General features: G+C 71.4%; 18 protein-coding genes. 11 read left to right on the forward strand and 7 right to left on the reverse strand.

Features of this window, described 5'->3' with window-relative positions; translation table 11 throughout:
* Positions 1-99: 99 nt before the first annotated feature.
* The gene (locus tag IGS69_RS01245; RefSeq protein WP_190896083.1) at positions 100-738 is read right to left on the reverse strand and encodes a TetR/AcrR family transcriptional regulator; all 639 of its coding nucleotides are present in this window, start codon (positions 736-738) and stop codon (positions 100-102) included.
* A 68-nt stretch (positions 739-806) separates the two neighbouring features.
* Here IGS69_RS01245 and IGS69_RS01250 point away from each other — a divergent pair, with 68 nt between their 5' ends.
* From IGS69_RS01250 to IGS69_RS01265, 4 genes are all read left to right on the forward strand, one after another.
* Complete coding sequence (locus IGS69_RS01250) at positions 807-2,435, forward strand: FAD-binding oxidoreductase (RefSeq protein WP_190896084.1); 1,629 nt, start codon at positions 807-809, stop codon at positions 2,433-2,435.
* Positions 2,436-2,637: 202 nt separating this feature from the next.
* Positions 2,638-2,973, forward strand: coding sequence for a hypothetical protein (locus IGS69_RS01255; RefSeq protein WP_232543406.1), 336 nt, complete (start codon positions 2,638-2,640; stop codon positions 2,971-2,973).
* Between the two features lie 80 nt (positions 2,974-3,053).
* Positions 3,054-3,824, forward strand: a complete 771-nt coding sequence (locus tag IGS69_RS01260) for a restriction endonuclease (protein WP_190896085.1) — start codon at positions 3,054-3,056, stop codon at positions 3,822-3,824.
* 137 nt (positions 3,825-3,961) lie between these two features.
* Positions 3,962-4,387 carry a DUF6003 family protein gene (locus IGS69_RS01265; protein WP_190896087.1) on the forward strand — a complete coding sequence of 142 codons (426 nt, stop codon included), beginning with the start codon at positions 3,962-3,964 and terminating at the stop codon, positions 4,385-4,387.
* 301 nt (positions 4,388-4,688) lie between these two features.
* Here IGS69_RS01265 and IGS69_RS01270 read toward each other — a convergent pair whose 3' ends face one another.
* From IGS69_RS01270 to IGS69_RS01280, 3 genes are all read right to left on the reverse strand, one after another.
* Complete coding sequence (locus IGS69_RS01270) at positions 4,689-5,360, reverse strand: hypothetical protein (RefSeq protein ID WP_190896089.1); 672 nt, start codon at positions 5,358-5,360, stop codon at positions 4,689-4,691.
* Positions 5,361-5,631: 271 nt separating this feature from the next.
* On the reverse strand, positions 5,632-6,849 hold the full coding sequence (locus IGS69_RS01275; RefSeq protein ID WP_190896091.1) for a glycoside hydrolase family 64 protein: 1,218 nt from the start codon (positions 6,847-6,849) through the stop codon (positions 5,632-5,634).
* An 88-nt stretch (positions 6,850-6,937) separates the two neighbouring features.
* Entirely contained in the window at positions 6,938-7,537 is a 600-nt protein-coding gene (locus IGS69_RS01280) for a DUF998 domain-containing protein (RefSeq protein ID WP_190896092.1), read from the reverse strand.
* 138 nt (positions 7,538-7,675) lie between these two features.
* On the opposite strand from IGS69_RS01280, the gene IGS69_RS01285 reads away from it, so the two are divergent.
* The 6 genes from IGS69_RS01285 (at position 7,676) to IGS69_RS01310 (ending at position 12,678) form a co-directional block, all read left to right on the forward strand.
* On the forward strand, positions 7,676-8,674 hold the full coding sequence (locus IGS69_RS01285) for an inorganic phosphate transporter (RefSeq protein WP_190896094.1): 999 nt from the start codon (positions 7,676-7,678) through the stop codon (positions 8,672-8,674).
* Between the two features lie 19 nt (positions 8,675-8,693).
* Positions 8,694-9,308 (forward strand): hypothetical protein, encoded by a 615-nt coding sequence (locus IGS69_RS01290; protein ID WP_190896096.1) that lies wholly within the window; start codon positions 8,694-8,696, stop codon positions 9,306-9,308.
* 27 nt (positions 9,309-9,335) lie between these two features.
* Positions 9,336-10,136, forward strand: coding sequence for a DUF817 domain-containing protein (locus IGS69_RS01295; RefSeq protein WP_190896098.1), 801 nt, complete (start codon positions 9,336-9,338; stop codon positions 10,134-10,136).
* Between the two features lie 113 nt (positions 10,137-10,249).
* A complete protein-coding gene (locus IGS69_RS01300; RefSeq protein ID WP_190896100.1) occupies positions 10,250-11,080 on the forward strand; it encodes a PP2C family protein-serine/threonine phosphatase in 831 nt (276 codons plus the stop codon).
* Positions 11,081-11,131: 51 nt separating this feature from the next.
* Complete coding sequence (locus IGS69_RS01305; protein WP_190896102.1) at positions 11,132-12,139, forward strand: MASE1 domain-containing protein; 1,008 nt, start codon at positions 11,132-11,134, stop codon at positions 12,137-12,139.
* Between the two features lie 38 nt (positions 12,140-12,177).
* Positions 12,178-12,678 (forward strand): molybdenum cofactor biosysynthesis protein, encoded by a 501-nt coding sequence (locus IGS69_RS01310; protein ID WP_190896104.1) that lies wholly within the window; start codon positions 12,178-12,180, stop codon positions 12,676-12,678.
* 15 nt (positions 12,679-12,693) lie between these two features.
* Here IGS69_RS01310 and IGS69_RS01315 read toward each other — a convergent pair whose 3' ends face one another.
* The 3 genes from IGS69_RS01315 to IGS69_RS01325 form a co-directional block, all read right to left on the reverse strand.
* Positions 12,694-13,353 (reverse strand): YceI family protein, encoded by a 660-nt coding sequence (locus tag IGS69_RS01315; protein ID WP_190896106.1) that lies wholly within the window; start codon positions 13,351-13,353, stop codon positions 12,694-12,696.
* Between the two features lie 189 nt (positions 13,354-13,542).
* Complete coding sequence (locus IGS69_RS01320) at positions 13,543-14,361, reverse strand: transferase (protein WP_190904338.1); 819 nt, start codon at positions 14,359-14,361, stop codon at positions 13,543-13,545.
* Between the two features lie 530 nt (positions 14,362-14,891).
* Positions 14,892-16,157 (reverse strand): glycosyltransferase family 4 protein, encoded by a 1,266-nt coding sequence (locus IGS69_RS01325; RefSeq protein WP_190896108.1) that lies wholly within the window; start codon positions 16,155-16,157, stop codon positions 14,892-14,894.
* Between the two features lie 216 nt (positions 16,158-16,373).
* Between IGS69_RS01325 and IGS69_RS01330 the strand changes: the two genes are divergently transcribed.
* Positions 16,374-18,092, forward strand: a complete 1,719-nt coding sequence (locus IGS69_RS01330; protein ID WP_190896110.1) for a VanW family protein — start codon at positions 16,374-16,376, stop codon at positions 18,090-18,092.
* Positions 18,093-18,208: the final 116 nt, after the last annotated feature.

Below are 18,208 nucleotides of genomic sequence, written 5' to 3' on the forward strand. Positions count from 1 at the left end.
GCAGTCCACGGCGTGATGCCGTCGATCGGATGGGAGACCAGGGCGACGACGAAGTCGTCGGTCAAGTAGGCCCCCTACCTGGGCGATCCGACCGGTCGCTCAGGTGATCTCGTCGTCGGTGGCGAGGAGGGTGCGGCCGGCCGCGAAGAGTCGCGCGCAGCGTTGGGTCATGGCTTCGGGCGACTGGTCGGGGTGGTTGACCCACCAGCGGACCAGTGCGGTGCACAGGCCGCGCCACGCGTAGGTGAGGGCGTCCGCGTCCAGCGGGTCGCCGGATCCGGTCGTCCGCAGGAGGTCGGCGGTGCCGGTCGCAGCGAGGTCGTCGATGGCGCGGCGGTAGTACGCCGCGCGGCGGGCGGCGTCGCTGTCGGGCGGCAGCGTGGCGTCGTAGAGGACGAACCACGCCTCGCGCTGCCCGTCGAGCGCGGTGAACAGGGCGTGCAGCACACGCAGCGCGGTGGGCCGGGCCGCGGAGGCCGGTTCGGCCATGGCCGTGCGGATGGCGTGCAGGAGGCGGTCGCCCACGGGATTCAGGCAGGCGAGGTAGAGGTCCTGCTTGCTGCCGAAGTAGTGGTGCAGCAGGGGCTTGGTGACGCCGACCCGGGTGGCGACGGCGGCCACGGTGGTCGCCTCGTAGCCACGGCGGCCGAACTCCTCGGTGGCCGCCGCCAGGACCTGTTGTTCGCGGGTGGCCCTGGGGACTCCCTTGGTGCCGGCCTTCGAGGCGGGTGTTGTCATGCCCTTCATATTACCCTACGGTAATTTTCCACAGGGTAAATGCCTCGGACCTTGCTGGGAGCACACGTATGCCCGCCTCACCTTCCGGTCACGGCACCTCCCGCACCCGCTCGTGGTGGGGCTGGGGCTACGCCGACTCCCACCCCGACGACGCCGAATGCGTCGCGATAGGCGCACTGTTGCCGGGCACCCTGGCGCGCCCGTTGCCGATCCCCCGGGTCGCCGACCTGGCGATCACCCGCCCCCGGGTGACACCCCCGTCCTCGCTGGCGCACCTGGTCAGCACCGACCCCGAGGAGCGCGCCGCCCACGCCATGGGCAAGGCCTACCGCGACATCATCCGGGCCCTGCGCGGCCGGCCGGGCCGGGTCCCCGACCTGGTCGCCCACCCGACCGACGACCGGGAGGTGGCCGACCTGCTGGACTGGGCCGGCGGGCTGGGCGTGGCCGTCATCCCCTTCGGGGGCGGCTCCTCGGTGGTCGGCGGCGTGGAGTACCGCGGTGACACCCACCGTGCCGTGCTGTCGCTGGACTTGACGTCGATGGACCGGGTTCTGGAGATCGACACCGTCAGCCGCTCGGCTCTGATCCAGGCCGGCGCACTCGGCCCCGTGCTGGAGGAGCAGCTGCGGCCCCACGGTCTCACCTTGCGCCACTTTCCGCAGAGCTTCGAGTTCTCCACCCTCGGCGGCTGGCTGGCCACCCGGGCCGGGGGCCACTACGCCACCGGCCGCACGCACATCGACGACTTCGTGCAGTCCCTTCGGGTGGTCACGCCCGCCGGTTCGGGCACGTCCCTCCGACTGCCCGCATCCGGTGCCGGACCGTCACCGGACCGCCTGTTCCTCGGCTCCGAGGGCACGCTCGGGGTCATCACCGAGGCGTGGATGCGCCTGCAGGAACGCCCGCGCCACAAGGCGTCGGCGTCGGTGGCGTTCGCCGGCTTCCCCGAGGCGCTGGAGGCGGTGCGGGTCATCGCCCAGTCCGACCTCTCCCCCGCCAACTGCCGCCTGCTCGATCCCGGCGAGGCGCTGCTGTCCGGCGCCTCGCAGGACGGCTCCTCCGTGCTGGTGCTGGGGTTCGAGTCCGCCACGGGTCGCGTCGACGACCGTCTCGCGAGCGCCTTGGAGCTGGCGCGGGCTCATGGCGGCCGGGGCGGAGCGGCGCCCGCGGCGAACGGGGGTGCCGCCCCGGCACAGCGAGACGTCCCGGCCGACGCGGCGGTGAGCGCCTGGCGTTCGGCCTTCCTGCGCATGCCGTATCTGCGTGACGGCCTGGCCCGTATGGGGGCCGTCGTCGACACCTTCGAGACGGCGACCACCTGGGACAGGATCCCGGCCCTGATCGACGCCGTCCGCACCGAGGTCGGCTCCGCCGCCCTGAAGGCCACCGGTCACCCGGCCACCGTCAACTGCCGCCTGACGCACGTCTATCCCGACGGTGCCGCGCCCTACTTCACCGTGGCCGTCGCCGGCCGCCCCGGCGAAGAGGTCGGCATCTGGGACGACATCAAGGCTGTCGCGAGCGACGTCCTGCACCGTCACCGCGCGACGATCACCCACCACCACGCCGTCGGCCGGGACCACCGCCCCGGCTACGACCTCCAGCGCCCCGAGCCCTTCGCGCTGGCGCTGCGCGCCGCCAAGGACGCCCTGGACCCGCATCACATCCTCAACCCGGGGGTGCTGATCGACTGAACCGGCGCCGTGCACACCTCCGCCGAAGCCGCGCGTCGGCACGGGAGAGAGCCTCGCCTCCCCCGGCAGCGGCCGCACCAGCCGTGTCAGAATGCCGACATGACTCTGATCCGAAAGGGCAATGCCGCGTAGGCGTCCGCAGGCCGTCCGCGCCGAGCGGTGGCGGCCGCCCAAGCACCTGCCCGTTCACCGGATTCCCTCCGTGTCGGCTCGAACTCGGGCAGCAGTACGGCGGGTTGAGGCCGAGCGTCTGTGGCCGGGCGCCGTCGCTGTCGCCCTCAGCCGCTTCGAGCGGGCGTTCAGACAGCCGGGGCGCTATCTGAGCGGCCCTTACGAAAGTCCCGGCATCGAGATCGAAGACGGCCGGGACGACCTGGCCGAGGTCCTGCGGTATCTGCCCGGAGGAGCCCGCGCGGATCTCGGTCGCCTGGTGGCCCGCATCGACGCGGAGTTCGAGCGCCGCACACTCCCGGATCCGGGCCCGGCGAGCGAGTGGACCGCCGGGCGTTGGTGGTGGTGGCGCATCAGAGAACGGTGACGACGACCGGAGCCGTGAACGCGTTGATCTTGGGCAGACGGTGGGGGTGATCTTGTTGTTGTCCCAAGAGGGGGGATGTCGTGACAGTGCCTGCGCCTCGTTCGGCGTTCGTGAAGCGCCGCCGGTACCGGTTCGACCTTCGGTCGACGGCCCTGTTCTTCGTGTTCCTCGCGGTGGTCGTGAGCGTCCTGGGCCTCGCCGTCCGGGTGGCGGCGGGCGCTGTCGAGCGGCGTCCGGCCTGGGTGTTCGTGCTGGCCCTGATAGGTGTCGCGGCCTGTCTTGGCCTGCGGCGCCGGTGGCGCGTGGCGGGAGCGGCGCGCCGGGCCGCGGCCGCGCTCGACGAGGCGGCCAGGGAAGCGGCCGAGCAGCTTCAGGCCCCGGCGGTTTCCCCTCAGCCGACGGCAGTCGAGGTCGTCGCGGTCGACTACGCCGCCCTGACGCCTGAGGAGTTCGAGGAGGCGATCGCCGCGCTCTGCGAACGCGACGGCTGCTCCGGCGTCGAGGTCGTGGGGGGCGCCGGGGACCTGGGCGCCGATGTCCTGGCGGTGACGCCCGACGGGCGCCGGATCGTCGTCCAGTGCAAGCGTTACGACGCTTCCCACCGGGTCGGATCGCAGGATCTCCAGCGTTTCGGCGGCACCTGCTTCACCGTGCACGAGGCCGATGTCGCCGTACTGGTCAGCACCAGTGACTTCACGGCGCCCGCGCTGGAGTACGCCGAGCAGTGCGGGATCCTGTGCGTGGACGGGGAGAGCCTGGAGGCGTGGACGGACGGCACCGGCCCCCGCCCCTGGGACGTCGCCCCGCACACCGGGGCGGCCGGCTGCGAAGCGGCCGGCGCCGGCTTGTGAGCGGAGCGCGCTGCCCGGCGGTGAGTAATTCGCTTGATCGGGCTGTCTCCCCCGATCGAGTGCCGTGAGTCCGGCGCTAATCCGGGCGCGGCGGGGTAATGGATGTCGACCAGCACCCTGTCGCGAAGGAGCCGAGAATGACCGACGACGCCTATTTGTTCCTGCTCGACGACGCGTCCGCGCAGCTCGGCGTGGTGCCGACCGCCGTCGGTGAACTCGCCTGCATGGAGACTCCCGCCGTGCGCGCCTGGCTCGACGCCCAGGGAAGCACGCCGACCTCACCGCACCTGCGCCTGCTTCCGCCGGAGGAGAGGGCGGCCGTGCCCGAGGGGGCGGAACGACTGCCCGTTCCGCTGAGCGAGGAGGAATTGGTCCGCGTCCGCCACCACCTGGTGCCGGAGCCGCTGGCCCGGGTCGAGGAGGAACTGCTCGCCTACCGTGACTGTGCGGACGGACGGGACGGCCTGATCGGCCGAGCACTGGCTGCCGGTGTGGCACCGCACCGCGTCGTCGAACTGACCGGGGTGGATCCCGCGACGGTGACCGCCGCCGCGAGCAGGTGACGACGCCCCGGGCATTTCGTCCGCCGCGTCCGTTCCAGCATTCGGCCCCGCCGGGCGAGCACCCCCCGCGCGGGGCCGATCAGCGTGCCCGCCCACCAGCATGTGCCACCACGTGGTGCCGGATGACGCCATCTGTCACTCTCCGCGGCCCTGCTGCTCGGCACCGGCATCGGCCACCACGGGTGGCTCGCGGTGGTCTGGTGTGTGGGGCTGGCCGCGTTCGGCTCCCTCTGGTCCAAGTCGCTCTTCGAGCGCGGTCCGAAGTGGCCACGGCCGGCCCCACTGCCAAGGCGGGGCCGGCTCAGCGGCTGCGGGTGAAGACCTTGTTCTCCGTGGAGCCGCCGTCGCACAGCTTCTTCTCGTCGGCCGTCATCGTGCGGGACTTGACCACGACCGCGCTGTGCTTGCCGTCCGTGCCGTTCGGGGCCGGGCCGGTGACCGTGTCGGGCACGAACCAGTAGTAGTGACCCCACTTGGGGTCGTCGTAGTGGGTCTGCCACGTACCCGATATCTGCCGCATCACCTGGGCGCGCGAGATCCAGCCCACTTCTCCCGGCTTCACGGACACGGTGAAGGAACTGGTCTCCGTGTTCGAGCTCTGCCAGGTGTAGTTGTACGTCGCGGTCACACTGGCGGTGATGATGCCCTCGATGCCACCGCCCACGGTGACCGAGCCGCCCACCGAATGGGAGGAGCCGACGGTGTCGGCCCATGACATCGACTGGGAGGCGGCCGAATCGGTGCAGTTGAAGAGCAGTTCGGATACCTGGCGGGGCTCACCGAGATAGGCCTTGCCGAGCTCCGGGGAATTGAAGCTGCACTTGCCTTCGCCGGAAGCGCAGTCGGCCATGATCTGCTCCGCGGTGGGCTGTTCCTCGGCCGCGGCCGGCACGGCCGTCGCGATCACCCCGAGTGCGGTCGCGGTCAGCGCGAGTGTGCGGCTGCCGTACCGCAGGGCGTGGTTCATCGTCATGGTTGGTGCCTCTCACCATTGCGTGGGGGGAAAGTGACCGCAATGGCCCTTGTTCCGGCAGGGGTTGCGGTCACCTCGTGATGCCCATGAGGCTCACGTAATCGGCAGCCCAACTACACCAAGGAATCGCAAAGTTGTATTTGATTCCGAAACTGATGAACAGCCAACTTCGAGCGCCGCGGATTGTTTTGGGAACAGCTCGCAGGTCGGTACGACAAAGCCGCCGGCATCACGATCGGACCGTGGTGCCGGCGGCGTTCGGAGGGCCGGGTCAGCTGAGCGGATCGAGCGTGAGGTAGGCCTGGCGCGGGTTGCCGTCGTGTACGAGGGACTCGTGGTGGCCGACGTCGTCGAAGGCGAAGGCGTACGCCTTCCCGTCCGCCATCTGGGCGTGGATCTTGCGGGCGTAGTGATTGGTGACGTCGTCCTTGTAGAAGTCGGTCGCGGCGGCGTCGGGCTGGTTGGGGTTGACCAGGAGGGTGGACCGGTTGAAGCCGGCACACAGGGTGCGCGAGATCGGGCCGCGCACCTGGTCGTTGGGGGCGTCCAGCCTCCGGTGGCAGCCGAAGACGGAGGAGGCGTCCGGCTTCTCGAAGCTGGTGACGACGGCCCCGGCACTGTTGGTGAAGTTCATGACGCCGCCGGAGACCCGGCCGAAGTACTTGATGCCGGGCTGGTCGGCGAACGGGGTGACCGTCAGGGTCGAGCCGGCGTACTTCTGCCAGACGCGGTTGATGTAGTCGTCCATGACGGTGGCCGGCAGGGCGCCGGTCTCCAGGCCGTACAGCGGTGACAGGGCACGCAGTACGGTGCCGTCGGAACGGGTCTGGATCAGGTTCGCCCAGCCTCCCGGCTGCCCCCGCAGGGCGTTGAAGAAGCCGTTGTATCCACCGGGCTTGAGCCGGCCGGTGGTCGCGGTGCTGCCGTCGGCCCGCTGCACTCCCACCGCGTAGGGAGCGGAGAACATGTCGACCTGTGTGCTGTTGATCCACAGGCCCGAGTCGTTGAGCGTGTACTCCGACCAGTTGAACAGGATGTTCCGGTTGGGGTCGGTCGGGTTCTGGACGGCGGGCTGGACCAGGCCGCCGGTGGCGAGCTTGAAGACCAGCTTCTGGCCGTAGGAGAAGTACACGCGGCCGGAGAACTTCGGCATGCGGATCGTGGCCGACTGCCCAGCCGCCGGGCCGGGGATCGAGGCGTCGGGGGCGGGAGTCGGCGGGTTGCCGCCCGCCGGCCAGGGGTGGAAGGTGCCGGCCGCGTCGGCCCAGCCCTGCCGTCCGGTCGAGAGCTCCGTGCCGAGGTTGTAGATGTACAACTGCTCGCCGCGGGCCGAATTGTTCGTGATCTTCAGCGGGATCGTCGCCGGCACGGCGGCATGGGCCGGCGCACCCGTTCCGGTCGCCAGCAGGGAGCCGGCCAGGGCGGCGGTGAGGGTCATGGCGAGGGTGAGCCTCGCGGCCGTGGCCCGGCGCCTGAGAGTTCGCAACACGCTCTGCCTCCGTTCGACAGTTGATGGTTGAGAGCGCTCTCAGAGTTGCGCCTTGGTCCGTACCTGTCAACAGACCGGAAGCGTTCAGTCAGTTCGGGCAGCCCTCGCGAACGGATCCGCGCAGACAGGAGAGGACCACCACGAAGGGCCAGACCGACTGGAGGGTCGTCACGGCACGCTCGGCCACGCCGGCCACTCCGTGAAGGTGCAACTCGACCAGGAACCAGGCCGCCCCGACCGCCATGACCGCCGTGGCCCCCAGGGACGGGACCGGACGCAGGGCCCAGGGCACGGCGGTCCCGGCCCTGGCCGCCAGGACGGGCCACGCCGCGAGGACGGCGAACCCCACGGCGGCCACGGAACCGTGAGTCAGTGAGCCGCCGCTGCTCGGTGCCGGGACCACGGCCACGGCCAGTGCCGACAGCCCTCCGGCCGCCAGGGCCAGCCGCCCCGCGGTAGCGGCCGGGCGCAGGCCCCATGCGGTCAGCAGGTGGCAGAGGCCCAAGGCGATGAACGCCGCCGTCATCACCCAGGACCCGCTGTTCCCGGGGGCCGCCAGGACGCTGATCGTCTGGGCGGCGGGGTCGTAGGGGTGTCCCTGCAGCGATGCCGCCACCAGCCAGCCCATGATCAGAAAGACCGGCGCACACCCGGATGACACCAGCGCCCATCTCGGAACAGATCGCATCAGAACACCGTAAAACGGCGCATCCGCCTCTCAGGGTTCCTTCGAACCGCCTGCCTCGCGTGGCGTCGCCGCACGGCCCGATCCGCTCGTTGAGCGCACGATGGAAGCGTGCGATCGCGCGTCGAAAGGTGATCAGGCATGGAGCTCACCCTCGTGGTGCTGATCATCATCGTGGGTCTGACGTTCGACTTCACCAACGGCTTCCACGACGCCGCGAACGCGATCGCCACCTCGATCTCGACCAGGGCGCTGACACCACGGGTGGCCCTGGCCATGGCCGCGGTGATGAACTTCTGCGGCGCCTTCCTCGGGACCGGGGTCGCCCAGACCGTCGGCAGCGGCATCATCGAGGCGCCCGAGGCGACCTCGGGGCTGCTGCTCGTCCTGTGCGCGCTCCTCGGCGCCATCGGGTGGAACGTCTTCACCTGGTGGCGGGGGCTGCCCACCTCGTCCTCGCACGCCCTGATCGGCGGGCTGGTGGGCGCCGCGCTCGCCGCGTCCGCCACGGTGCAGTGGTCGGGCATCCTGGACAAGGTCGTCCTGCCGATGCTGCTGTCCCCGCTGGTCGGCGTGGTGCTCGGCTATCTGCTGCACACGGGCATCCTGTGGGTGTTCCGGCGTTCGACGCCCCGGCGCACCATGCGGCGGTTCCGCATGGCGCAGACCGTCTCCGCCGCCGCCATGGGGCTGGGGCACGGGTTGCAGGACGCGCAGAAGACCATGGGGGTCATCGTGCTGGCGCTGGTCACGGCCGGCTGGCAGGACGGCTTCTCGGTGCCGGTGTGGGTGATCGCCGCCGTGGCGCTCGCCATGGCGGCCGGCACGTACACCGGCGGGCGTCGCATCATCACCACCCTGGGCCGGCGCATCGTGCACCTCGACCCGCCGCGCGGGTTCGCCGCCGAGACGGCCGCCGCGGCCGTCCTCTACACGACCGCGTTCCTGGTGAAGGCACCGATCTCCACCACGCAGACGATCACCGCGGCCATTCTGGGTGCCGGTGCCACCAGGCGCTTCTCCGCCGTACGCTGGCAGGTGGCCCGTTCGATCGGTACCGCCTGGATCCTCACGTTCCCCGGCGCGGGAATCCCGGCGGCGGCGCTGTATCTTCTGCTGCACGCCGTCACCGGTCTGTGATCACAGCCGGAGGCCGTCCATGACCGCTCTTCCCGGCCGCCGGGCGTCCGTCGGCTCCCCCGCCGGAGTCCCGGACAGCCTGCCGGTGCCCGGACGTTTCGCCCATCTGCACCCGGACGACGGCGCCTGTCTGATGGAGGCCGCCGCCGTGCTGTCCTCCGGCCGCTTCACCGACAGCCCGGCCGGGACGCATCCGGCGCTCGCGGCGCTGGCCCGGGTGGTCAACGACAGCGTCGGTGACGACGCCCGGCGCGCCCTGTGGCCGCTGGCCGCCGACCTCGCCGACGCCCGTCCGGCGGGCCGCGACTACGCGCCGCTGCTCGTCGGCGCGGTCGTGGACGCGGCCCGCCTGGCGCGCCCCGCCTCCCGCCGGGCGGCGCGGCACGGCCGGGCGTGCCGCGCGAGGGCGGCGAGGCTCGCCCACGCGTCCCCGGGCGGTCCGGCGGCCCGGATCGGCGATCTGCTGTGGTGGCGCGGGCCGGGGCGCCGTCACCTGGAGCAGGCGCTCGGCGTGCTGTGTGCCGCCCCGGACGCCGATCAGCGGCTGTCGGAGCTGTTGCGCGAGGCGGTGACCCGGGCGCGGGAGTGCACCGGGGGCGGGGCTCGGAGCAGGGAGTTCCGCTGCAACCGATGAGCGGACGGGGCCGTCCTACAGGGCACCATGATCCCCGCAAGCATCACCGGCCCCCTGCCGGCACCCGTTCGCCAGCTGCTCGCGTTCGCCTGGACCCAGACGCGGGCCTGCGCTTTCGCCATCGCCCTGCTGTCCGGTGTGGCCGTGTCCACGCTGCTGCCCGAACTGCCCGTGGCGCGCTACGACCTGCTGGTCGTCTACGGGGTGCTGCTCACGCTGGTGTTCTGGGCCCGCGGGTGGGAGAACGGGCGGGACGTCGCCGTCATCGCGGTCTGCCATGTCATCGGTCTGGCCTTCGAGCTGGTGAAGGTGTCGCTCGGTTCCTGGAGCTATCCGGAGCCGGCCGTGCTGAAGTTCGCCGGCGTCCCGTTGTACGGCGGGTTCCTGTACGCGGCCGTGGGCAGTTACGTCTGCCGGGCCTGGCACCTGTTCGATCTGGAGATCGTGCGCTATCGGCCGCGCGCGACGGCCCTGGTCGCCGCCGCCATATACGTCAACTTCTTCAGCCACCACTGGCTGCCCGACGCGCGCTGGGTGCTGGCCGGGCTGCTCGGGGCCGTCACGCTGGGGACGTCGGTGCGGTTCACGGTGCGAGGGGTGCGCCGGCGGATGCCGCTGGCGCTGTCGTTCGTGCTGATCGGGTTCTTCCTGTGGGTGGCGGAGAACCTGGCGACCCTGGTCGGGGCCTGGCGTTACCCGTATCAGGAGCACGGCTGGGAGCCGGTGGGGGTGGCGAAGTTCGGGGCCTGGGCGTTGCTGATCAGCGTGACGTTCGTGCTGGCGGCCGTGGGGCGTACGGCGTCCGCGGCGGCCCGCGAGAGCCCGTGAGGGGCGTGAAGTCGTCGCGGAGGCATTCGCCTGAGTATCATCCTATGGACGTAAATAGGGTGAATTGACCTCCCGGGTCGTCACCTCCGTGGCCATCCTCGCCGGAGTGATCCATGTCCCGCACCGGCACGACGGACGACGGCGACGAGCTGCTGACCAGGCTCGAGGCCCTGACGGCTCAGGCCCGTGCGCAGGCCGAGATGCAGCGCTCCCGGGTCGAACTGGCGATCGCGCTGCAGCGCGGCATGCTCCCGCGGGACCTGCCCGTCACCGGCCGGCTGCACCTGGCCGTGCGGTACACGCCCGCGTGCCACGGGCTCAACGTGGGCGGCGACTGGTACGACGCCTTCACGCTGGGCGACGGCCGGATCGGCCTGTCCATCGGCGACGTCCAGGGCCACAACATCGAGGCCGCCGCCTTCATGGGGCAGGTGCGCGCCGGGATGCGGGCGCTGGCCTCGGTCACCAGCGAGCCGGGCGAGGTGCTGGCCCGGACCAACGACCTGCTGCTGTCGCTGGGCTGCGACCTGTTCGCGACCTGCACGTTCATGCGGCTCGACCCCTGTGCCGGCGTACTGGAGAGCGCCCGCGCCGGGCATCTGCCCTGTGTCCGGGCCACGGCCGACGGGAAGTCCGCTCTCACCGAGGACGAGGGCGGGCCTCCCCTCGGCGTGCAGGCGGGGATGCCCTACCCGGTCACCCGCTACGAACTCACCACGGGCAGCATGTTCGTGCTCCTCACGGACGGTGTCGTGGAGGGGCCGTCGATGCGGCTGGAGGAGGGCCTCGACCAGGTGACGCGGCTCGCCGGCATCGCGGCGGTGGCGGGCATGGACGTCGACGCGCTCGCGGCCGCCGTGATCAAGGGGGCCGAGCGCGTCGGACACGACGACGACGCGGCCGTCCTGGTGGTCGGCCTCGACGGCCCGGACGCTCAGCCATAGGGCCGCACGCCGCCCACGCCCGCGTCGCCGACGGGGCGGCCCCGGTGTCTCATGGCTGCTGTGGTGGGTAGCCAGGATCTGCGTACGCCGGTCGTCGTCGCTCTGCAGACGCTGGCCGTCGCCGCCTGCTACTACGCGTCGGCGCAACTGGGGCTGCTGCGGCAACTGGTCGTCGAGGGCGCCGTCGTCACTCCCATCTGGCCGCCGACCGGCGTCTCGGTCGCCTGCCTGCTGCTCTTCGGGCTGCGCTGCTGGCCCGGGATCGCCCTGGGCGCCTTCTTCGTCATCCTGTCCCTCACCACCCCGACGCCCTCGGCCCTGGCCGTGCTGGCGGGGAACACGGTCGCGCCCGTCGTCGGGTACCTGCTGCTGCGCCGGGCCGGTTTCCGCACGGACCTCACGCGGCTGCGGGACGGTCTGGCCCTGGTGTTCCTGGGCGCGTTCACCGCCATGCTGATCAGCTCGACCACCGGCGCCGGGATCCTGATCGCCACGGACAAGATCGAATGGCCCGGCTTCTGGGCGGTGTGGCTCGCCTGGTGGGTCGGTGACGCGATGGGCGTGCTCCTCGTCACGCCGCTGCTGCTCCTGCTGGCCCGCGTGCGCCTGCCGCTGCCCATGTCGCGCTGGAGGGAGGCCGCGGGGCTCGCGATCATCGCCTGCGCTCTCGTGCCGCTGGCCGCGCGCAGCTCCGTCAGTCTGCTGTTCCTCGTCTACCCCCTGCTGATCTGGGCGGCTCTGCGGTTCCAGCTGGCCGGCAGCCTGACGTGCGCCCTGTTCGCCTCGGTCATGACCACGGTGGCGGCGACCGACCGGGTCGGGCCGTTCGAACGGCTCAGCCGCGTCGAGGTGATGTTGAAGCTGCAGGCCTTCAACGGGGCGATGGCGCTCACCGCCCTGATCCTGTCCGCCGTGATCACCGAGCAGATCTCCACGCGGCGGTCCGTGGAGCGTGCCTGCCAGGAGCTGGTCGAGGTCCTGGAGCACCTCACCGCCGGCGAGGCGGACGGCCGGGCCGCCGTGGAGGACGGCGGGTCCGGGCGACGGCAGGAGAAGTGACGGCCGACCCCTGGTTACCGGAACGTAGGGTGGGCGTCATGACCGAGGAGGTGGAGGTGCTGCAGCTGCTGGTGTCACCCGCGCACCGGCTCGCCGGACGGCCGTCCGACGGCCCCTCCCCCGGCCCGTCCGACGAGCGGGTCACCCGGGTGGAGGTACGGCGCGGGCTGGGACTGGTCGGCGACCGCTACTACGCCCGGCCGGCCCACCGGAACGCGGCGGTCACCATCATGGCCTCGGAGAACCTCCCGGCCGGCGCCGACCTGCGGCACACCCGCCGGAACATCCTGCTGCGGGGTGTCGACATCGATTCCCTCGTCGGGGCGACGATCTCGCTCGACTGCGGCGCCGGGCCGGTGGAGTTCGCCGTGAAGCGTCCCGCCCGGCCCTGCGCCTGGATGGACGTGACCATCGGCCCGGGTGCCCAGCGGGCCCTGCGCGGCCGGGGCGGTGTGCGGTGCACGCCACTGTGCGACGGGACGCTCACGCTCGGCCCGGCCACGTTCAGGGTCGTGGCCGGGCCCGGCGCCGGGCCGTGAAGCGCCCTCGGGCGGTCAGCCGCCCGACGGCGCCGCGCGGATGGCGGCGATGTCGAGCTGCAGGCGCACCTTCTCGCTGACCATCGCCCCGCCCTCGGCCAGCCTGCTGTTGTACGTCAGGCCCCAGTCCGAGCGGTTGATGGTGGTGGTGCCGTCGAAGCCGACCCGGTCGTAGCCGAAGGGGTCGGTGACATTTCCGATGTAGGTCATGTCGAGTACCACGGGGCGGGAGACGCCTTTGATGGTCAACTCGCCCGACATGCTGAACAGGTCGGCGCCCGTCTGCTCCACCGCCGTACTGGTGAAGCGCATACGCGGATAGGTCGCGGCGTCCAGGAAGTCACGACCGACCAAGTGCGCGTCGCGTTGTTCCACTCCGGTGTCCACGCTGGCGGTGAACAGAGTGATGTCGGCCCGTGACCGTGTGGGGTCGTACCCGTCGAAGTAGAGGCGGGTTTCGTACTCCAGGAAACAACCGCGCACGGTGGTCACCATGGCGTGCCGGACGGAGAAGCCGATCCTGCTGTGCGCGGGGTCGATGACCCATTCACCGGACAGTTTGGCCAGGTTGGGGTTCGGCAGCACGGCGCTGTGGGGCGCCGGTGCGCCGTTGGGGCGCTGCGGGGGGAGGGGTGCCTGCCGGCGGGACGGCACAACGCGGTTGAACAGGTTCATGATTCATCTAGGTACTTGAGTTTGGTTATGGCCGCAAGTCCCCTCCCGATTTGCGGCTGTTGAGAACGAGCCCGTGGCCGATTATGCCGTCGCTTTACACAAAACCCACACATCGCTGTCGCGGCGTACCACCGAGACGACCATCCGAAACTGCCGGAATTTCATTTCGGGCATTTCGGTGGATCGGTCTTACCTCACTTCTATCGCGAGGTCGTTGTCGACGGTGTAGTACGGGCGGAAAGCGGATCCGTCCGCCTCGACCGCCGGGTAGACGTGGACGTGCTTGCGGTCCGCCACGTCGTCGAGCAGCCGGGCGACCCTGATCGGCGTCGCCCCGGCGGTGGGACACACGAAGAGGTCCCAGATCCGGCCCGCTCCTCCGCCGTCCGCCGTCAGGTCCCCGGGGCCGGCCGTGAAGGAGAACCCCTTGCCGTCGTCGTCGGCCCGGGGGCGGAGGGTTCGCACGGTGTCGGTGCCTCGCAGGCGCAGCCGCACGGTGGCGTCCTCGTGGAGCTCGGCTCCGTGCAGGCGGGCCGTGACCGTCAGGGCCCGGTCCTCGATCCCGATGGCGCGGGCCTCGGCGTGGGCGGTGCGCCGCCATGTCCGCAGGGCGAGGAAACCGTCCTTGGTGACGTACGGGATCCTGACCGCGACCGGCGAGGGACGGTCGCGCAGGTGGCCGTCGACGAGGGTGCGCAGGTCCCGCAGGCCGGGGCGCAGCCGCCGTCGTTCGGCTCCGGGTTCCGGCAGCAGGTACACGTCCCAGCGGCCCTCGTCGAGGGCCGGGAGCGGTTCCAGGACGGCGTGCAGGTGGCCGTCGGCGCGGTCGGGCTCCAGGTCGAGGAGGTGCAGGGTCGTCTCTGGGCGGCCCTTCTTGGGGCGCAGGCGCAGGAGCAGCTGGGGGTGCGGGGTGGCGGCCGGCGGAAGGCGGAAGGTGATCCGGCCGTCCGCGTCGATCGCGCAGTGGGCACGCGGGTGGGTATCGCGGGCGTCACTCCGCGGGTTCACCACCACGCCTCCCGGCGCATCGGCCAGGCCTTCCGGTGCGCCGTCCGGCTCCTGCGGCGCCTCGGCCACGGCTTCCGGTGTTCCGCTCAAACCCTCCGGCGTTCCGGCTACGCCTTGCGGCATCCCGGCCGGGCCCTGCGGCGTCTCGGCCACGCCTTCCGGTGCCCCGCCCGGCCCCTGCGGCGCTCCGGCCAGCCCTTCCGGTGCTCCGGCCGGCCCCTGCGGCGCCTCGGCCACGCCTTCCGGTGTTCCGCTCAAACCCTCCGGCGTTCCGGCTACGCCTTGCGGCATCCCGGCCGGGCCCTGCGGCGTTCCGGCCAGCCCTTCCGGTGCTCCGCCCGGCCCCTGCGGCGTTCCGGCCACGCCTTGCGGCATTCGGGCCAGACCCTGCGGCGTTCCGGCCAGCCCCTCCCGTGCTCCGCCCGGCCTCTGCGGCGTTCCGGCCAGCCCTTCCGATACTTCGGCCGGCCCCTCCGGCGTTTCGGCCGTCGTGAGCTCGTGTGTGCTGGTCATCTCGTTCTCCGGCTTGCTCATCGGCGTCCCTTTCGTATCGCGCGCAGTACGCCGGAGGCGGCGGCGTGGGCGGCGTCGCGGGCGGCGTGGCCCCGGCCGGCCAGGGCGCTCCCGGTGCCGTGGCCCTGCGGGGCGGCGCCCCGGCCGGCGCCCCTGGCCGCGGCGGCCGTCTCCAGGAGACGTTCGGCCTGGGCGACCACGGGTCCGGGGGCGAAGCGGCACGCGTTGTCCAGGGCGGCCCGGCTCATACGGCGGCGGCGCTCGTCGTCGCCGACGAGCTCCAGCAGTGCGGCGGCGAGCGCGTCACGGTCCCCGACCGGTACGAGCCGGCCGTCGGTACCGTCCTGGATGATCTCGCCGGGGCCGTAGGGGCAGTCGGTGCTGACCACCGGGAGCCCGCAGCGCATCGCCTCGACGATGGTCATGCCGAAGGGTTCGAAGTTGGACGCGGCGGCGCCGATCGAGCCCTTGGCCCATTCGGCCTCCATGGGGGTGGCGGCCCCCATCAGGAACACGTTGTTCCACAGCCCGAGCCGCTCGATGAGCTCCCGCAGCCTGGGCTGCTCCTCGCCCTTGCCGTAGATGCGCAGCTGCCAGTCCGGGTGCGCGGCGGCGACCGGGGCGAACGCCTCGATGAGGAGGTCGTAGCGCTTGACCGGGACCAGGCGGCCCGCGGCGATCACCACTTTGGCGGTGCTGTCGGCGGGCGGCAGGGCGGGGTCGGGAACGCTGTTGGGGAGGGCCTCCACATGGACGCCGGGCAGCCACATCTTGCGCCGGTAGGCGGCGGCGTCCGCCTCCGTGACGGTGGTGATCACGTCGAGGCGGCGGTAGGCGCGGCGCAGGGCCGTGCGCAGCCGCGGCGAGTGGTTGTCGAGCGTGAGGTGCTCCTGGCCGACGCGCAGCACATGCTGCGGGGCCTGGCGGGCGATGTGCACGTTGAGGCCCGGGCGGGTGCCGATGACGACGTCGGTGTCGAGCGCCGCGAGGCACTCTCCGATGCGCTGGTCGGTCAGCTCGCTGTACTGGTGGTGGCGGTACTCGGCGGGCGGGAACACCTTCGCCGGTCTCTGGTGCAGCGGATGATCCGCCTCTTTGCGCAGATCCACCAGGGCCCGCAGCCGCACCCGCGGATCGAGCACGAGGTTGGGGTGCTCGCGGTGCCTCAAGGCGGAGACGACCTCCACGTCGTGCCGCTCGGCCAGGGCTCCGGCGAGGTTGAACGTGGTGGTGATCGTGCCTCCGATTCCGTAGGCGTTGTGAATCAGGAAAGAGATCTTCATGGTGGACTAGACCTCGTCAACGCCCCTTTCGTTGTTCGTCGTTACCACTCTGTGGCCGACCTGGGGAGAGGGCCGGTTCCGCCGATTCCGGAATGATCTCGGGCATAAGTGGTCTGGGCCATACCGGTTTGGCCCCGATGTGTGGATAGCTGGATGTGTTTGCCCGCAGCAGCGTCGCGTCACGGGTGCACCCTCGTATCGATCTTCAGGAGACCCATGCGCCCCCGTACAGCCTCCGTCCCACACATCACCTCCCTCCCGTCCCTCGCCCTGGCCGGCGGCGCGCTGGCCGTGGGGGTGGGCGGTCTGTATCTCGCCGGGCTGGTCCTCACGGGCGGCCACATCGACTCCGGTACGACCGTGCGCGGGGTGGAGATCGGCGGGCTCAGCCGCGCGGAGGCGGTGCGGAAACTGGAACGGGAGCTCGGGGCGGCCGGCGCCCGGGAGCTGCCGGTGAAGGTCGGCGACCGCACCGGCAGCATCGATCCGGAGCGCGCGGGCCTCTCCTACGACGTCCAGGAGACCGTCGACCGGGCGGCGCGCACCGGCGCCGATCCCCTCAGCGTGTTCGGCGGGCTCTTCCGCTCGGGCGGCGCCCTCGAACCCGTCGTCGACGTCGACGAGGGGAAGGCCCGGGCGGCCCTGGGAGAGCTGGCGAAAGGGCTCGACCAGAAGGTCAGGGAGGGCGCCGTCGCGTTCGACGACGGACACGTGAGGGCCGAGCAACCGCGCACGGGGTACGCGCTGGACGTGAACGCCGCCGTCGGGCCCCTGCGCGACTCCTTCCTACGCGGCCACACCGGCACGGCCACTCCCCTTCCCGCCCGCGAGACCCGGCCGAAGGTCACCGCCGACGACGTGCGCCAGGCGGTGCGCGGCTTCGCGGACCCGGCCATGTCGGGCCCCGTCACGCTCACCGCCGCGGGCAAGCGGTTCACCGTCGGCCAGGAGGCACTGGGCGAGCATCTGACCATGCGGCCGGACGGCAGCGGCGCACTGAGACCGGAGCTCGACGCGAAGGGCCTGCGCACCGAAGCCGCCGTGGCCGGCCCGCTCGACGACATCACCAGGACCGCCCAGAACGCCAAGCGGCGGCCGGAGGGCGACAAGGCCGTGGTCACCGAGGACGCCACGGTGGGCCAGTCGGTCAGCGACAAGGCGCTCGGCAAGGCGGTGCTGCCGCTGCTCACCGAGTCGGGCGCCGACCGCAGCGGCGAGGTGGAGGTGCGCCGGACCCAGCCGGAGGTGACCCGCGAGAACGCCGCACAGCTGGGGCTGACGGAGAAGATGTCCTCCTTCACCGTCAACTTCGAACCGGCCGAGTACCGCACGAAGAACATCGGCCGGGCCGTGGAACTCATCAACGGCTCCGTGGTCGATCCGGGCGAGACCTGGAGCTTCAACCGGACCGTCGGTGAGCGCACCGAGGCCAACGGCTTCATGGACGGCATCATCATCCTCGACGACAAGTTCCAGAAGGCGTCCGGCGGTGGCGTCTCGTCCGTGGCGACGGCCCTGTACAACGCGCTGTTCTTCGCCGGGGTCAAGCCCGTGGAGCACGGAGCGCACTCGTTCTACATCGAGCGCTACCCGGAGGGCCGCGAGGCGACGGTCGCCTGGGGCAGCCTGGACCTGCGGTTCACCAACGACTCCGGCAAGGCCGTCTACATCCAGGCCGAGTCCACGGACACCTCCGTCACCGTCTCCTTCCTCGGCACCCGCAAGTACGACGAGATCCAGTCGGTCACGGGCCCGCGCGCGAACGTGACGAAGCCGGAGAAGAAGGTGAGCGACGACAAGGAGTGCGTGCCGCAGACGCCGCTCGAGGGGTTCGACGTCACCGTGAAGCGGGTGTTCTACGACGACGGCCGGGAAGTGAAGCGGGAGCCGTACCGCACGCACTACACGCCGCGTGACGAGATCGTCTGCGAGTGATCCACTCCCTGTTCACCATCCCTGACAACTCTCCCTTTTGACCGGGGCGTTGACCCCGCCCTTGAGCGCCAGCACAATGAGCGGCCACTGATTGAGAGCGCTCTCAAGGGAGATCC

This window comes from Streptomyces tuirus (genome assembly GCF_014701095.1).
In the GTDB taxonomy this organism is placed as follows: Bacteria; Actinomycetota; Actinomycetes; order Streptomycetales; family Streptomycetaceae; genus Streptomyces; species Streptomyces tuirus.

Bases quoted from the DNA above. Each gene is read 5' to 3' on its own strand.
- IGS69_RS01330 (WP_190896110.1), top strand. From the start codon at position 16,374: ATGCGCCCCCGTACAGCCTCCGTCCCACACATCACCTCCCTCCCGTCC.
- IGS69_RS01315 (WP_190896106.1), bottom strand. From the start codon at position 13,353: ATGAACCTGTTCAACCGCGTTGTGCCGTCCCGCCGGCAGGCACCCCTC.
- IGS69_RS01310 (WP_190896104.1), top strand. From the start codon at position 12,178: ATGACCGAGGAGGTGGAGGTGCTGCAGCTGCTGGTGTCACCCGCGCAC.
- IGS69_RS01265 (WP_190896087.1), top strand. From the start codon at position 3,962: ATGACCGACGACGCCTATTTGTTCCTGCTCGACGACGCGTCCGCGCAG.
- IGS69_RS01285 (WP_190896094.1), top strand. From the start codon at position 7,676: ATGGAGCTCACCCTCGTGGTGCTGATCATCATCGTGGGTCTGACGTTC.
- IGS69_RS01305 (WP_190896102.1), top strand. From the start codon at position 11,132: ATGGCTGCTGTGGTGGGTAGCCAGGATCTGCGTACGCCGGTCGTCGTC.
- IGS69_RS01295 (WP_190896098.1), top strand. From the start codon at position 9,336: ATGATCCCCGCAAGCATCACCGGCCCCCTGCCGGCACCCGTTCGCCAG.
- IGS69_RS01290 (WP_190896096.1), top strand. From the start codon at position 8,694: ATGACCGCTCTTCCCGGCCGCCGGGCGTCCGTCGGCTCCCCCGCCGGA.
- IGS69_RS01250 (WP_190896084.1), top strand. From the start codon at position 807: ATGCCCGCCTCACCTTCCGGTCACGGCACCTCCCGCACCCGCTCGTGG.
- IGS69_RS01280 (WP_190896092.1), bottom strand. From the start codon at position 7,537: ATGCGATCTGTTCCGAGATGGGCGCTGGTGTCATCCGGGTGTGCGCCG.
- IGS69_RS01300 (WP_190896100.1), top strand. From the start codon at position 10,250: ATGTCCCGCACCGGCACGACGGACGACGGCGACGAGCTGCTGACCAGG.
- IGS69_RS01245 (WP_190896083.1), bottom strand. From the start codon at position 738: ATGACAACACCCGCCTCGAAGGCCGGCACCAAGGGAGTCCCCAGGGCC.
- IGS69_RS01270 (WP_190896089.1), bottom strand. From the start codon at position 5,360: ATGACGATGAACCACGCCCTGCGGTACGGCAGCCGCACACTCGCGCTG.
- IGS69_RS01325 (WP_190896108.1), bottom strand. From the start codon at position 16,157: ATGAAGATCTCTTTCCTGATTCACAACGCCTACGGAATCGGAGGCACG.